A 16,196-nucleotide genomic window follows, 5' to 3' on the forward strand; every position below is an offset into this window, starting at 1 on the left:
AAACCCCACTTCGAATGTATGCACTTTCCCAGTCTTCTGACAAATTTTTGGTTAGCTTGCGGAAATCTTCATCAGAATTAAACCTGAAATAATCAGCACAGCAGCAAGCATACGCATGGCAGAAGCAGGCTCACCCAAAAATACAATCCCGACGAGAAACGAGCCGATCGCACCAATGCCTGTCCACACGGTATACGCTGCACCTAAGGGCAAAGACTTCATGGCATAGGACAATAAGGCAAAACTGGCAATCATAAATACAATGGTCAGTACCGAAGGCGTAAGCTTGGTGAACCCTTCAGATACTTTCATACAGTAAGCCCACAGCACTTCTAAGAACCCCGCAATGACCACACATACCCATGCCATGCTTTAAACTCCAACTGATTTTTTTACAACGAACAGTTAAAAAAAAAAGCCCTGATGACTCGGGCTTCTCGATAAAATTTTGAATAAATAGTTTAGCTTGAGGACAGTTTCATTAGGACCAAACCTGAAACAATCAGCACAGCAGCAAGCATCCGCATCGCAGTTGCAGGTTCACCTAAAATAAAAATCCCCACCAAAAATGACCCAATCGCACCGATTCCTGTCCAAATGGTATACGCCGTTCCTAAAGGTAGAGTCCGCATGGCATAGGCCAATAGTCCAAAACTCAGGATCATAAAGAATATGGTAATGATGCTCGGGGTGAGTTTAGAAAAACCTTCGGACAGTTTCATACTGTATGCCCAAACGATTTCAAAGATCCCTGCCAAGATGAGTAAAATCCAAGCCATGATGACTGCTCCACAATGACGTTAGATCAGGTCGTCCTGACGAATTTTCTCGATGCGCCTCATTCTATTGTAGAATGAGATTTTGAATTCAACCTTATTTATATGGATGAACACATCAGGTTCATCCAAAAACTCAATTAAATCAGGTGAGCACCAAGGGAGGTCGTTCCTCCTCAAGATGCGAACATTATAGCCAATATTGCGCCAAATTTGAGCATCTTTTACAAAAATTGACCCATTTCAACTCGTTTATTTGAATTAGAAATGGGTGAAGCTTTTATTTTGCACGCATTAAAAGCGTACTCGAATTCCTGCACCATAGTGCCAACCATATTCCGAGGATGAAGCAACTGGCCACTGTGTTTCAGCATCCCCCTTTTCATAGCGATACGATAGATCTAGAAATGGCATGAGCCTTTTGTTGATTTCATAACGTGTTTCAAGACCCAATGACCATTCACTTAAACCACTCTGTTTAGGATATTTAGAATGGTCACTGATTACCGCAAAAGCATCCAAATAAGGTTTTAAAATCAATTTTTGAGTCAGTAAAACATCTCTTTCAGTTTCTAGGCTCAAGCGATATCGGTCGTCATTCCCCATAAAAGCATAAAGCTCGGTTTCAAAAAAATACGGCGCTAAACCTTGTATACCGAACACAGCATCAAATCGATCACGGTCTGCTATATGTTCAGCGCCATGTTCAGGAATATCCTCATAACGCACGCCTACTTGTGCATCCCAATACGTGGCAATATTTCGGCTATACAGTACTTTTGCGTCGGTAGATGTTGACGTGGATTCAGGCTTATTGCTGTGAATTTGTAGGTAGAGTTTATTTTCATCTGTGCCAATGCGTGACTCAAATTCTGTTTTTAATTCACCCTGACCACGACCTGAATTGAGCCATTTGGTTTCCAAACGACTGGCCTGAAAAATTTGACCACCATGTTCTTTAAGATGGCTTTGATCATGCATTAGATGAGAGCTTTCATTCGCTTGTAAAGCTACAGCATCAGTCACAGCGTGTTGTTGATTTGATTTAGACTGTTGTTGTATCTGATGTTGTGCATGTAATTCTTGATGTACTAATGTATGCCCGGATGAATGAGAAGCTTGGGCTTTTGAATGTGACTTTATCTCATGTCCTTGATGTGCCATTTCTTGCTCTGAAGGATGCATCTTATGTTCCTGCATCATCATATGCTGATGATCCATCTCCTCAGCCCATACCCCTTGAGAAATAAACAACACACAGATACAGAAAGGGTGTTTGGGCATTTTAATGATGGTCATGGCTTGCTCCTTCATTTGATGGCTGTGTACTGCGCTGTTGGTGCTTATCTAGATTCTGTGCTTTTGGGGATGATATATGCGCTTTTGTTGTTGCCATTGGGTCAACATTGGCCACCACCAACTTCGACATCATGCCTGAACTCATGTGATATAACAGATGACAGTGAATCGCCCATTCGCCAAGCTCATCTGCTGTCAGCAATGCTGATACTGTTTTACCAGGAGGCACAATTAAAGTGTGTTTATTGGGTAAATCTTGTAGAGCTTGCCCATTTTCCAATTGCATAAACATGCCATGTAAATGCATCGGATGCGCCATCATGCTGTCATTGATAAAAATTAATCGAACACGTTCACCGAAATGAACTTTAAGGGGTTCGGCTTCTGTGAATTTTTTAGCATTAATGGTCCATATATAACGCTCCATATTTCCCCCTAAACGAATCACTAAGTCGCGTGTGGCAGGTCGCACATCAGGTTGCGTTTTTAAGGATTTCAAATCGCTATATTGCAGTGCTTTCATGCCTAATGGCGTTGAGGCATTTGCCCATCCCTCTACCGTTTTAGTCGCTTGCTTTATTGGGCTTGAAAGCATTTGATGATCTATATGAGAAGTTGTATTAGAAGATGCTTCGGGCACTGTGCCATGTTGCAGCATACTGTGATCCTTCATCTCCATGCTGAGAGATTCAATCTGAGCCATTGAGTGATGTTGATGCATTTGCTGATGCTGAGATGAATGGTCATTTGCGATATGAATGTTAACTAGAGGCTCTGTTTTTAGAAGATCGGTTTTGTCATCAACCATCTGCTCTTGCATATGACTTGGATGATGATTTCCTCCTTCCATCTTCATTGCAGATTGCTGAGTGTGTTGCTGATGTGCATCATCAGAATCCCCATCCGCTCCATGTCCCATATCTGCCATATTTAATATTGCACGAGGACGGGCTTGAGGCATTTGCACATAATTTTGCTGAGGCTGAGCTTGATGCTGCAATGTGCCTATTGCAAACCCTGAACGATCAATGGCTTCAGCTTGAATTTGGTAAGACGTTTGTGTGGAATCAGGCTCTACAATCACATCGTAAGTTTCAGCATTCCCAATTCGAAATTCATCTACAACCACAGGTTGGACTGGCTGACCATCAGCAGCAACAACCGTCATTTTTAAATCAGGTATACGCACATCATAAAAAGTCATCGCTGAGGCATTAATAAAACGTAGTCTTATTTTTTCCTCAGATTGGAATAATCCGGTCCAATTTTGCTGTGGCGTTTTGCCATTTACGAGATAGGTATAGCCTGTAACATCTGACAAATCTGTTTTGAGCATTCGCATCTGATTCCACATGTTCCGATCTTGCCAAGTGGCTTTGATGCCCATTTTTTTTGTCTGTTTCAGTACATCAAACAGGGTCTCTCGTTTATTTTGATAGTATTCCGAGTCTTTTTTTAAGTTTGCTAAAATCTGTGCACTTTTGGATGTGTGAAAATCTGAGAGCATCACCACATAGTCACGCTCAGCTTTTCCAGCAGGGGTTTGAACGGTTTGCGCTTTAGGATGAATCACCAAGGCACCATATAAACCATCCTGCTCTTGCCCCATGGAATGGGCGTGATACCAATAGGTCCCGCTTTGGCGCACTTTAAACCGATAACTAAAATTCTGTTGCGGTTGAATGCCTTTAAAGCCATTAAACCCCGGTACACCGTCCATCATGCCGGGCAATAACAGCCCATGCCAATGAATCGATGAATCTTGATTTTTTAAGCTGTTATGTACATGAATCACCGCATCATCCCCTTCCTCAAATTGCAACTGAGGTGCAGGAAACTGACCATTTACGGTAATACGTTTCAGATTTTTGCCTGTAATATTTACGGTATTTTCTGCGATTTCGAGGTGATATTCTTTGACGGCTGCTTGTGCAATACTCACTGCGAAAGTACAACTTGTGATCACAATACCCAATGCGCATTGCTTAAGTTTGGATAGATAAGACATGACTTAACCCTAAATTTAAAAATGAAAATGTCGTTTTTAAAGTCAGATTAAGCTTTGGGAGGACGCAGAATTTCTTGCCAATGCCCTAATAAATGCTGGGCTTGATAATGATAATTTTGAGTATCAGATTGCAATGATTCAGACAGCGGAACTGTCGAGACCTTAGAAGAATTTAAACTCGAGATGATAGTTTGACAATGCTGTTGTGCACATTCTTGACATGCCATCTGACTATTTAAATGGCTTTTGTCTAGATTTGGATGATGTATATCTGTTTGAGCTGAATCTGAAAATGAAGCATCAAAATGTTCACAATGACTCATTTTCTTGCCGTCTACAGGCATTGAATATGACTGTGCTGATGTCTTAAAGGATATATGGTCACAAGGCGAATTGATCTCAGAGTCAGGCTTTAGATGGTCTTGCAAAGAATGCTGTCGATCAGAATGCCCTTGCTGAGCTTGAACCTTCTGAACAGTATGAGAATGACTTTGCATGTAATGAGCTGATTTAGATTGCAATGCTTGATCGGTTTGCGTTGACTGCATGGCATGATGCACACGCTGTGCAAATACTGTAGACACACCACTATGTCCAATGATCAAAATCATCAGCACAATCAACCAAGACTGTTTGCGTAGTGATGTAGACAAAATAAGCGCTCTAAAATTATCAATTCAAAAAAGTATTTCGAATGCTCATTGGCTGCGTTACTTCAGCGATCTGCACAAGCCAATGCCACAACTGAATAACACATTCGTATTCAAGCATAACCATGCATCTACCATGACACAAGTTTTCAGCACACTTCTACACAATACAAGTCCACATCGATGACCATTCGCCTTGATTGCACCAATATTACTGGTCATAAATGCATCAGCACAATGCTGCAATATAATCGAAAGATAAAAGCACTGTGATATCCATTCCAAACATAAAAAAAGGACTCATTTGAGTCCTTTTTCTACACAATTAGATTATTTATTGAGTGATTGATGCACAAATGATTAAACCTTATACAGCCTATTCACCTGATGAGCACGTTGCTTATCCACCAAGTTATCATCAAAGTTATCCACAATTTACATCATAGATCATGTGAATCAACTTAAGCCTGAACAGCACCCACTTTAGATAACTCTAAACGCATTTCATCAATCACAGCTTTATAATCAGGTTTACCAAAAATCGCTGAACCCGCAACAAACATATCTGCACCCGCTTCTGCAATGTCACGGATATTGGCAGGTGTTACGCCACCATCAACTTCTAAACGAATGTCACGACCTGAAGCATCAATGATTTTACGTGCTTGACGTAATTTTTCTAAAGTCATTGGAATGAATTTTTGCCCCCCAAACCCTGGGTTAACACTCATTAACAACACTTGATCGACTTTGTCTAAAACATAATCAAGATAATGCAATGGGGTTGCAGGGTTAAATACCAAACCGGCTTTCGCACCACCCGCTTTAATCAACTGCAATGAACGGTCGATATGGTCCGTTGCTTCAGGGTGAAAGGTAATAATATCCGCGCCTGCTTCAATAAAATCGCCAATCATACGATCGACTGGAGAGACCATTAAATGCACATCAATCGGTGCTTGAATGCCATATTTTTTGAGTGCTTTACATACACCTGCACCAAAAGTGAGGTTGGGTACATAGTGATTGTCCATAACATCAAAATGCACAACGTCTGCACCGGCAGCGAGAACATGTTCAACTTCTTCACCTAAACGGGCAAAATCCGCAGACAAAATCGAAGGTGCAATTAAAAATGGCTTGGACATGGGAGAACCTGGCTCAATAGCAGAAGATAATTCGAGCATTATAACAAAACTCACAGCTAATTTAGTGCAAATCCAGCCTGTGACATACGTGGAATAATCAATGCCATAGATTTATAAAATCGTTGTGATGAAGTTTGACTATAAGAAAAACTCATATCCACAAGCGAAACGACATGACCTGTACAAAAAATACATGCTGTTTCAATCATTCCATAGCCATGCTATACAGGCAAACTGTTCAAAAATTAAAATCTAAAATCAGCAATAGAATGCTGTATTTCATTTTTGCGACGCTGAATGGACATTCAATTTGGTAGTCTAAAGACATCGTTACAACATTCCGTGGTCGTATTACACCCATTGAGCAGTTGATCATATTGATATGTAGAGAATGATTTTAAAGCACCTATCAATCCATCAAAATGTAAAACAACCTATTTGAGAACACGCATGAAAAGTCAGACCCGTATTGAAACCCATGAAGCACAACGTATTGCTAAACGTTTATATCAGCATTGGAAACACAAATTTGAAGTCTCTGAACAAGCGCATATTTTTCAAATTCATATGCCTGATGCTTTGGTGACCTTAACTGCTTTAGAGACTCAATTAGAGATCAGCATCGATACGCAACGTGAAGATTATGCTGTATTAGAAACCGTGGTATTAGAGCATTTAAGTCGTATGGCACAACAAGACTATCAAGCGACATGGAGACATTGAACCTTAGGCCATAAGCCGCATAAAAATAAGCGCCGAAGCGCTTATTTTTGTAACCTTAATTTGCATGCGATGCTTGAAAATCTCGGACCATTTTAATCCGTTCTGCCGTGGCCGGATGACTCGAAAATACGTTGAGTAACGATCCGCCTGATTCGTCCTCTTTGGCATCATCACTTAAGCGTTGCAAAAAATTGGCAAAGTGAGTGGTGTCAATCTGCTGAGCATGCATTAAGTTGACGGCATACAAGTCAGATTCTTGCTCGAATTTGCGTGAGTAGCCTGCACCAACCACCGCCAAAGGTACAGTGGTCATCAAATCTGAGCTATCGCCTGTAATCGCAATATACAACACACTGATGCCTAAACTGGTCAGGGCTTGTTGCAGGCTATGCCGTTTCAACAAATGCGCTTGTTCATGTGCCAATACACCCAAAATCTCATTGTCATCTTGGGTCAGTTTAATCAATTCATCCGTCACGATAATGGTGTTATTCGGGAGTGCCAACGCATTGGCGCCCAAACCATCTCCTTCACGAAACTTTAAATCAGCCGGTTTACCTTGTGCCACTTGATTAACATACAGCGCTTTGATCTGTTCTTGACGTACTTTGCTGAGTTTAGATGGCTGAGTTTGATCATTGACAAAAGATTCAGCCTGCTTGCCAATACGGTTTAAGGTATTTTCAGGCAACTGATAGGCAATCATTTTTGCCGCAGAAGGCACCCCCCATTTCAGTACAGCAAAACCCAGTGCCAAAACGAAAACCACACTCAACAGAATCAACGATGGTGTGCGCTCAAGTTTCCACACTTTATGGTGAAAACTACCATGATCGATAGGTAACCAATCCGGCACCGTTTGTTGATGAAATTCGATACGTGCATCGTTATCCAATTCAATCACAGGATGACGCTGACCAAGCGCACCAATAAAGGTGATTTGATCTCGATGGTAACGTGCTGAGCTTTCACTCTGATCATTCAATTCATCTTGTCGATATTTAACCACCACATGATCTGCATCGAATGGATGCAAAGTCGCCTGATGGGGTTTAGAGATCACCCCATCATAATAGGTCACAGGAACAGATTGCATAAGCTGTAATCCCCTGACTTAAAGTGAAATATCGAGATCAAAAATATCACTGATCTCTTCTGCAATCGCACTATGATCTTGTTGTGCAATATTGATCATCAAGTTTGGATCATCTTGTAAATGCAAACTCAAGGACTCGACTTGGTAACGATATAAACGTATCGCTGCCCATGCCGACAACAAACCAATACTGATTATTTTTGCGATCCAATTGGTGGTAACGATCCAGGCATATTGCCATTGTTTAGCATCAGTTTTGAACTGACTGCTGTTTAGCGCTGTATTGTTCCAAGTGGTGATAAACAAACGTGCTTGTATCAATGGCCCAATAAACAGCATCCCGCCACCATAGACCACCATTATTAAATAAGTGGTGTAGCGCATTAAAAACTCACTGCCCACTGGCAGTGCAACAACGATCAATACAGCCGCCGCAATCAGGACGGCAATAAACAGTAGAATCGGCACATAAACCGCACGCATATAGCTCGGCCAATCGGCATTGAGTTTAAATTTAAGTTGCCCGACATAGAGATAATCAATGGTATAGCGCTTATACAACCAAATCGCAACAGGGGTAAATAAACCGAGAGTAAAAATGATAATCAGTGCTGCAATAAAAAACTGTTTATAGGCTTGTCCACTGGTGCCTTCAAAATAAAAGCGGCTATTGCCAAATTTACTGTTTCTGGCGGTAAAGCGAATGGTGGCACGTACTAGCCAAGGCATGGCCAAGTAAATCAACACCCCACCAAAGGCTGCAATGGTCATCTCCATAGACGACCCCACAGCAAATAGTCCCCAGATCCCTAAAGCGACTAAGCGTCCGACTAAAATCTTGGTTGGCACCCCAGTAAAATCAAAAAAGCGGTGGAAAAATTCGGTATTGTTATAAAAGTAGCGTAGGCGGCGCACTTTCGCCCACGGCGCATATAGGCTGAGTGTCACAATGGTCAACACGATATTGACAATCCAAATGCCAAAATATTCCATGGCATGACCATGGAAACGGAAGCGGAATTCACGTCCCATATATACAGGACGATTCTGCTCTTCATCTGACAATGGAAAAGGTTCATGCAATTCAGGCAATGCGGAAGACGGTAAAGGTGGTAAATCTGAATGTGACATTATTATTCTCGTAAAGGATCTATATCAAAAAATTAAAGAAGTCATATAGTTATAAATTTTAAAACATGTGCAAGCTCTATGTATCTAAGCCAAAGAGCAATCTTCATTATAAATTATGGATAAAAGCTATCGCTTAATGAGCAAAGAACTAATCTGCAAAATCATCAATTGCAACAATGTTCAGCAACATTTAAACCATTAAATAATAAAAATGTGGATAAGAAAAGTGCTCCAATCCACATTGTTATGCTTATTTTTGCAACTGCAAGGCATGAAATTGCAAATGATCATCGATAAAACTTTGGATAAAGAAATAGCCGTGGTCATAACCGGCATGTTCTCTTAGACTTATCTTTTGCCCCGCCACATCACAAGCGGATTTAAATAAGGCAGGATTGAGTTGACTGTAAAATTGATCATCTAAGCCTTGATCAACCAACACTTCACTAAACAATGCGCCCTTAGATTTGACCAATTCAGTTGCATCGTGTTGTGTCCAACTACTTTGATCAGTACCCAAATACTGACTAAAGGCTTTTTGTCCCCATGGGCATTGTATCGGTGCGCAGATTGGCGCAAAGGCTGAAACTGAACTGAATTTTTCAGGGTATTTCCAGGCCAAAGTTAATGCGCCATGACCGCCCATACTGTGCCCAAAAATCCCGATCGACTGTTCTAAAATCGGTAGTTCTTGCAACAGTAACGGATAAAGCTCTTGAATCAAGAAATCTTCCATCTTGAAATGTTCAGCCCAAGGGGCTTGGGTAGCATTCAGGTAAAACCCTGCGCCCTGCCCTATATCCCAACTGTCGCCTTGCTCAACGTCATCACCACGTGGCGAAGTATCCGGACTGATTAAAATCAAGCCCAATTGTGCCGCTAAACGCTGAGCATGCGCTTTAATCACGAACGTTTCTTCAGTACAGGTCAAACCCGCTAAATAAAATAAGGCCGCACACTGTTGCCCGGCTAAAGCTTGAGACGGTAAAAAGACTGCAAATTTGCTTGACCCTTTTAAGCATGCAGATTCAATTTGATAGGTGCGTTGCTCACCATCAAAGCATTTGTTCTTCTGAAGCAGTTGCATGCTATCCCTCATCTGTGTTTTTTACTGCGTGTTTAAATTCAAGATTAAATAAACCAAAATTCAATAGCACGATAATTAATGTACTTGCGCTACTTTTTCAGCTTGAAATGTCTCACTCATCATCAAATTTGGGGTTTCATTTGATACTGCTTTTGCCCCCGTTTGTGGAAATAAGCGCTGCTCCAACTGTGGCAACATCAATTCCATATTTTTACCCATCACCCACTGTGGCTCAGAAGGTTCAAAGCCTTGTGCTTCTTCCCAAGTGGCTACGGTTGCCGATGCTTCATCAAAGGTAGATTTAAGAGTCTGTTGTTCACGCATTGCTTGATCGAAGAAAGCACGTCCAAAATAGGTGTAATCGGTTTCGTTTGAACAGCCAAAAGAAGATCGATCTGCGGCAGATGCAGTAATAATTAAAGTATCTGGTGACTGCAAAGCAGGAATAAAACTACCTGAATAACACGATGAAATCACAATGACTTTCCAGCGAATGCCCGATTTATCCAAAGTTTCTCTTAACCATTTTGGATCAACATCATCAAAATCAATCGGATCATTTTCCATTTCAAATTGATTGGGTAAGCCGTGTGAGGTCATATACAGGAACAACACATCGCTTTCACGATTCATCTGAGCGCCAATGCGTTGCAGTGCCAATTCCATACTGGTTTTTGAGGCAAATGGAATTTCAGTTTGTGTTTCAGGGTTATTAATCAGAGCAATTGAACGACCAAAGGTGCCAAAACGAGTATCAAATTGTTCTTTTATCCGTTGGATTTCCAGTTTAAAGACATCTTGATAACTGACCCCTGCCACGCCCATAAAATACCAATGCGACTGGGCAAACTCACCAAATTGAATTTGCTCTAGAGCCTTATTTAAGACCCGACTTTGTGAATAAAAAGTTTGTTCAGATACTGAGGGTGGAACCGCTTCAACTTTCCAAATCGGTTGTTCTTTGACTGCCATTTGCCACACGACCAAGGTAAATAAGGTCGTGAGCATAATCAAAGCACGCTCCCACCATGGCCATTTCAACTCACGGGCAAACACCCATACTACAGCCAAACTTTGCCACACGAACAACACCATGAAAATGGTCGGCAAATAATCATAAGTGAAATTGGGCAGGTAATCCAAAATCCCTAAGTACTGGATAAAGCTTTGTAATAGCGCAATATGTGTATCTAACACCAACCACAACAACGCGGGTACCAACATCAAACGTGGATTGTTGGTTCGTTGTGATAGGAAGATCCCGACAATCAAGGCAATAAACGGCCACAAGGCATAACTGACTAAGCCCTGTTTATTAAACTCCCCTAACTCACCTGCAATCAGCCAGCTAAATAAACTGTTGGCACACGCCCCCAATACCCCCCAAAAAATGAGTTGCAGAATCGAAGGACGGACAATTTGTAGTGACTTTCGAGAACCCAAAAATAACCAGATCCCTGCGCGTTGGTTACTTTTAAAGTCATGCCAAAAATTAATGGAGGGTTTTAGATCGATCATAGATGTTCTATTTGCAGGTGCCTAAATCAGCATTCTTAGTTTATGCTTGGTTAAAATTTTATCAATGCCACTTTTAACTATATAACAGTTGTTAGGTGAATATTTAACCACTTACCAAACTACCCACAAACTATGTTGTGGGTTGTTCTGATGTTTGGATTTGAAAATAGGCATCAAAACGGCAGGCATCACCTTGCCATTGGTGATCGGGTTTTTGCTCATCTAGAAAAACGGCAAGGCGTGGACGCTTTACCACCACACGTTTTGCCATCTGCTTGGCTAGATTTAATAGGTTGTCGCCCAAATCCATCTCGCCATCTTCAGGCAATAACATATGCAACAGTTGCATCTGCTTTTTGACTTGTGCCTGTTTTTTAATGGCATTTTGATTTTGATCGCGTTGTGGAAACATCGGATCAAGATAAACCACATCCACCATTTGCTGTTGCTCAATTTGTGCTTGCAAATAGTCGGCAGAGTCTGAAAAAACCAAATGAATGCGTTCAACCACTGGGCTTAAAAATGGATCTTGCGCTGCTTGTGCTTGAGTAGATTCAAGCAAAGTAAATAGAATCGGATGACGTTCCACCAAAGTGACATGTGCACCCAAGTGCGCCATCAATAAACTGTCATGCCCTAAGCCTGCTGTGGCATCAATTAAATTCGGCTTTTCCGCTAGATTACAGGCACGTGCAATCATTTCTGACTTTAAACTGGCACGCTTTAAACGCCCGACTTCCGCTTTCCAATCCGGTTGCATTTTCATGCCATGGGCACATAACCACAGTCCATCTTGATCAACACATAAAGCCAAATCCGGATTGAACCTTAAAAAGCGCGCATTTAACTTGTCTACAGATTGAATATTGACCGACACCCCACGAGAAGAAAGCACAGCAGAATACTGCTGTGCTTTCTCGAGAAAGTCGTGTTCTACAAATAAGCGGATCTCGCTTACCATAACTTCCAACCTGTTAATGCAAATAATAAAATGATTAAACCTGAAACGATGCGATACCATGCAAAGACCATGAAATCACGCTTCGCAACATAGGCCACCAACACCCGAATCAAGATCAATGCAGAAACAAAAGAGACGATCAGCCCGACAAAGAAGGTTGCCCAATCTTGACCCGTTTCATAGATCTGATAGTTCTTCACCAAGTCGAGTAAACCTGCACCCACAATCACTGGAATCCCCAAGAAAAATGAGAATTCAGTGGCTGCTTTACGCGATACACCCAGCATCATCGCACCAATGATGGTTGCCCCTGAACGTGAAGTACCGGGAAATAACGCCAACACTTGAATCAAGCCGATATAAATCGCTTCTTTGATCGAGATATTTTCAACTTCAGCGGCATGCACTTTTGGTGGATTTTTTTCGACCCACCAAATGATCAGACCACCTACAATCAAACCGATTGCCACTGAAATATCATTGAATAAAACCGTCTTAACGGTTTCACCAAAGGTTAACCCCACTAGCATGATGGGGATAGACGCCAAAATCAGGCTAATGCCTAAATGACGTCCTTTCGGCTCTCCAGAAACCAAACCTGTTGCCGCGCCCCAAAGTTTGCCCCAATATTCATAAATGACCGCCAAAATAGCGCCCATTTGAATAGCAACCACAAACAAATCACTTTTTTCTTTGGTCCAGAAATTCATCAATTCTGAGGCCAAAATTAAATGACCAGTACTCGAAATCGGTAAGAATTCAGTAATACCTTCAACAATACCCATAATTGCTGCTTTCAGCAGCAGTAAAAGATCCATAGAAATCCCTAGTTATGTTTTGTTTGTTCTGGAATTTTTTTCCACGCGTCATCACGTAAGTAAACCGGCAATGCCAACTCAGCACTGACCCACTGTCCTGCCAATGCCTGTGAGCGTGCAATCGTGGCAATATCTTCTGCATTGGCAGTGATGGCTTTAAATTGCGTTGCCTCAGCATTGACCAACGCCGAACCTGAACCCACTAAAGTGAATTGTTGATAGTTCGCAGCATCGACATAATTCAGCAGTTTTTCTTCATCCACCGCTTGCATGATGTGTTGATCATCAAGTTTAAAACTTGCGATATAGACTTCATTCATGCGGGCATCAATCACCACAGTCACGCTTTCTAGTTGTTGTTCACGATAGGCTGCTTGTGCCAAAGCTTGTAGCGTTGACACAGGAATCACAGGCAGATCATTAGACCAAGCAAGGGCTTGCGTCACTGCCGCATTGATCCGAACACCACTAAATGAACCCGGACCACGACTAAACGCAATTGCCGTTAAATCTGCAACTTGCGTCTGTGTCTGTTGAAAGCCTTGCTCGATCATCGGCAGAATGGTTTGTGTCTGCGCCTTGGCCCGTGCATCTAGTTGAAAATACAGGGTCTGATGTTCATCAATTAACGAAACTGAGCACTGCTCATTGGCAGATTCTAATGCAAGCAATTTCATGCATGATCCTATATATCGTTAAAAATGACGACAATGATACTCCACTCGATTTATTCAAGCGAGTGATTCTCTGTGATGTTTTGCTGTTATTTATACGTCCAACAGATCATGCGCTTGATATTAAAAATCCTGCCCTCTAAAACAAGAGTTAAAATTCAAATTTTTCTAAGTGAATAAAATTTTTATAATGCTCTGCATAGTGCATGGCACTCAGTTTAAGCTTGGCTTCGGCAAACTCATCTAAGCTTTTCACCACTTTACCCGGCGAACCCATCACTAAAGAATTATCGGGAATCACTTTACCTTCAGGAATCAAGGCATTGGCACCAATGATACAATTTTTACCAATCACTGCATTGTTGAGAATCACGGCGTTAATCCCAATCAAACTGTTATCGCCAATGGTACAGCCATGCAGCATGGCTTGGTGCCCAATGGTGACATAGTTACCAATGTTCATTTCAATGCCATGGTCGGTATGCAGTACCGCATTTTCTTGCACATTGGTGAAATCACCCAGTTTGATTTTACAGTTATCGGCACGCACCACAGCACCAAACCAGACACTAACTTGCTTACCCAATTCAACCTGACCAATCACAGTCGCTGTTTCTGCCACCCAACCGTCCCACGGTTGATGCGTTGCCTGAGGTGACATGCCTTGAAATGAATACATCATATTGGACTATCCTTTTTCACATCTATTTCGTTTTATCTTTTAAATTTGTTTCATCTTAATTAGTGCACTGAATCATAAGACTTCTTGCATAAATCAAATTTCAACCATGGTTTAATTCATAATGAAAGTTCCCTCTCCTTTTAAAGGAGAGGGTTAGGGAGAGGATTTATATGAAAATTTTCCTCATCCTAACCTTCTTGCAAAGTGAAAAAAAACCTTTCAATCTTCATTTTATTATTTAATTTTTAACATATTTCGACTTTTGCAAGAGATCTATAGTTCACTAATCAATTTTCTTAAAAATCGCGGATTTAAAACTCGGTGAATTGAGTAGAAATGGCCAAGTCTTTTGATAATTTAAACCATAGCGAAATAATGAAATCAATATCCGTGCGGTGAGTCCCCACACCACTTCATTTTCAATTCGTATACTTGGAAAATAGATCGATTGTTTGGCTAAACGCACTTCATAAGGCGATGGCGTAGAATGCATTAAGCCTTTGAGTGATGCAAAGAAGATACGATCAATCTCGGTCGGTTGTGCCACCAACTGCACTTTCGGCGGAATCAGTCCCACAATGGGTTTCACCAATAGACCCGAACGTGAACGTTCCATGGGTAAGTCACCCAATAATTTAACATCAAAAGGATTCAACGCAGTTTCTTCATAGGCTTCGCGTAACGCCACCACAATATTACTGGTGTCATTCGGATCACGCTTGCCACCCGGAAAGGACACTTCACCAGCATGGTTGTTCATATATAGAGAACGGCGAGTCAAAAGAATTTTAGGATCTGCCTCATGGGTGATGGCAATTAACACGGCGGCATGCGCGGGTTGGATACGTTTGGAAAAGCGTAGGCGCTGCTGCAACAGTTGTGTTAGGGGTTGATCCGTCATCGATATCACTCAAAGTCCATTTTTTGTTGTTGTTACATCATATATGAAATTGAATCGCTTCGGCTATAAATGATGCGAAACGATGCGTTTTAAGTTATGCTGAGTTTATCTCAATATTTCAATCAAGCTTATGCGTTTCTGTACTGCCTGTGGACAACCAACAACAGAACAAATTCCTTTAGGTGATCACAAGACTCGCCAAGTTTGTACGCAATGTCGAACCATTCACTATGTCAATCCCAAAGTGATTTGTGGTTCGTTGGCGATTTGGGAAGATAAAGTTTTACTGTGTCGACGTGCCATTGAACCGCGTTATGGGCTATGGACATTGCCTGCCGGTTATATGGAACTGTTCGAGACTATGGAACAAGGCGCGGCACGAGAAACCCGTGAAGAAGCTGAGGCTGAAGTGGAAATCGAACAATTGTATTGTATGTACAACATTCCACGGATCGGTCAAATTTACGTTTTGTTTAAGTCCAAATTGGTCGAAGGTCGCTTTGGTGCTGGTGAAGAAACCATTGAAAGTCGCCTGTTTGAAGAACATGAAATTCCTTGGGGAGAATTGGCTTTTCCAAGTGTTGAGCATACCTTACGTCATTATTTTGAAGATCGTAAAAACAACCATTTTCCAACCCATTTGGAAACATTGGGCAGCCGTTTAGACCAAACCGGTTAATTGCTCTAAAGACCAGTTGGTTTAACGCAATTCTTGCAAGCAAAG

At 41.5% G+C, this 16,196-nt stretch carries 17 protein-coding genes; 2 read left to right on the forward strand and 15 right to left on the reverse strand.

All coding sequences use genetic code 11. The annotated features are described in order from the left end of the window. Positions 1-51 precede the first annotated feature (51 nt). The 6 genes from G8D99_RS11990 to rpe all read right to left on the reverse strand — a co-directional run bounded on the left by G8D99_RS11990 (position 52) and on the right by rpe (position 5,881). A complete protein-coding gene (locus tag G8D99_RS11990; RefSeq protein WP_166326249.1) occupies positions 52-369 on the reverse strand; it encodes a DMT family transporter in 318 nt (105 codons plus the stop codon). Between the two features lie 92 nt (positions 370-461). Continuing rightward, a complete protein-coding gene (locus tag G8D99_RS11995) occupies positions 462-779 on the reverse strand; it encodes a DMT family transporter (RefSeq protein ID WP_166326251.1) in 318 nt (105 codons plus the stop codon). A 291-nt stretch (positions 780-1,070) separates the two neighbouring features. Next, complete coding sequence (locus G8D99_RS12000) at positions 1,071-2,075, reverse strand: copper resistance protein B (protein ID WP_166326253.1); 1,005 nt, start codon at positions 2,073-2,075, stop codon at positions 1,071-1,073. Beyond that, positions 2,062-4,083: a copper resistance system multicopper oxidase gene (locus G8D99_RS12005; protein WP_166326255.1), complete on the reverse strand. Its 2,022-nt coding sequence runs from the start codon at positions 4,081-4,083 to the stop codon at positions 2,062-2,064. The genes G8D99_RS12000 and G8D99_RS12005 overlap by 14 nt, the downstream gene beginning before the upstream one ends. A 47-nt stretch (positions 4,084-4,130) precedes the next feature. Then, positions 4,131-4,736, reverse strand: a complete 606-nt coding sequence (locus tag G8D99_RS12010; protein WP_166326257.1) for a hypothetical protein — start codon at positions 4,734-4,736, stop codon at positions 4,131-4,133. A 458-nt stretch (positions 4,737-5,194) separates the two neighbouring features. Then, a complete protein-coding gene (rpe, locus tag G8D99_RS12015) occupies positions 5,195-5,881 on the reverse strand; it encodes a ribulose-phosphate 3-epimerase (protein ID WP_166326259.1) in 687 nt (228 codons plus the stop codon). A 450-nt stretch (positions 5,882-6,331) separates the two neighbouring features. On the opposite strand from rpe, the gene G8D99_RS12020 reads away from it, so the two are divergent. Continuing rightward, entirely contained in the window at positions 6,332-6,604 is a 273-nt protein-coding gene (locus tag G8D99_RS12020; RefSeq protein ID WP_166326261.1) for a DUF2218 domain-containing protein, read from the forward strand. A 55-nt stretch (positions 6,605-6,659) separates the two neighbouring features. On the opposite strand, the gene G8D99_RS12025 is transcribed toward G8D99_RS12020, so the two are convergent. From G8D99_RS12025 to G8D99_RS12065, 9 genes are all read right to left on the reverse strand, one after another. Then, the gene (locus tag G8D99_RS12025; protein WP_166326263.1) at positions 6,660-7,700 is read right to left on the reverse strand and encodes a M48 family metallopeptidase; all 1,041 of its coding nucleotides are present in this window, start codon (positions 7,698-7,700) and stop codon (positions 6,660-6,662) included. An 18-nt stretch (positions 7,701-7,718) separates the two neighbouring features. After that, a complete protein-coding gene (locus tag G8D99_RS12030) occupies positions 7,719-8,831 on the reverse strand; it encodes a YjgN family protein (protein ID WP_166326265.1) in 1,113 nt (370 codons plus the stop codon). A 250-nt stretch (positions 8,832-9,081) separates the two neighbouring features. Next, entirely contained in the window at positions 9,082-9,918 is an 837-nt protein-coding gene (gene fghA, locus G8D99_RS12035) for an S-formylglutathione hydrolase (RefSeq protein WP_166326267.1), read from the reverse strand. A gap of 75 nt (positions 9,919-9,993) precedes the next feature. Further along, entirely contained in the window at positions 9,994-11,436 is a 1,443-nt protein-coding gene (locus G8D99_RS12040) for a C13 family peptidase (protein WP_166326270.1), read from the reverse strand. 130 nt (positions 11,437-11,566) lie between these two features. After that, complete coding sequence (locus G8D99_RS12045; RefSeq protein WP_166326272.1) at positions 11,567-12,397, reverse strand: class I SAM-dependent methyltransferase; 831 nt, start codon at positions 12,395-12,397, stop codon at positions 11,567-11,569. After that, positions 12,391-13,215 (reverse strand): undecaprenyl-diphosphate phosphatase, encoded by an 825-nt coding sequence (locus G8D99_RS12050; protein ID WP_166326274.1) that lies wholly within the window; start codon positions 13,213-13,215, stop codon positions 12,391-12,393. The genes G8D99_RS12045 and G8D99_RS12050 overlap by 7 nt, the downstream gene beginning before the upstream one ends. A gap of 8 nt (positions 13,216-13,223) precedes the next feature. After that, on the reverse strand, positions 13,224-13,892 hold the full coding sequence (gene tsaB / locus G8D99_RS12055; RefSeq protein WP_166326276.1) for a tRNA (adenosine(37)-N6)-threonylcarbamoyltransferase complex dimerization subunit type 1 TsaB: 669 nt from the start codon (positions 13,890-13,892) through the stop codon (positions 13,224-13,226). Between the two features lie 148 nt (positions 13,893-14,040). Continuing rightward, positions 14,041-14,571: a gamma carbonic anhydrase family protein gene (locus G8D99_RS12060; RefSeq protein WP_166326278.1), complete on the reverse strand. Its 531-nt coding sequence runs from the start codon at positions 14,569-14,571 to the stop codon at positions 14,041-14,043. Between the two features lie 283 nt (positions 14,572-14,854). Then, the gene (locus G8D99_RS12065; RefSeq protein WP_166326280.1) at positions 14,855-15,472 is read right to left on the reverse strand and encodes an NUDIX hydrolase; all 618 of its coding nucleotides are present in this window, start codon (positions 15,470-15,472) and stop codon (positions 14,855-14,857) included. 130 nt (positions 15,473-15,602) lie between these two features. Between G8D99_RS12065 and G8D99_RS12070 the strand changes: the two genes are divergently transcribed. Beyond that, complete coding sequence (locus G8D99_RS12070) at positions 15,603-16,151, forward strand: NUDIX hydrolase (RefSeq protein ID WP_166326282.1); 549 nt, start codon at positions 15,603-15,605, stop codon at positions 16,149-16,151. Positions 16,152-16,196: the final 45 nt, after the last annotated feature.

It is taken from the genome of Acinetobacter lanii (assembly GCF_011578285.1).
GTDB lineage: Bacteria > Pseudomonadota > Gammaproteobacteria > Pseudomonadales > Moraxellaceae > Acinetobacter > Acinetobacter lanii.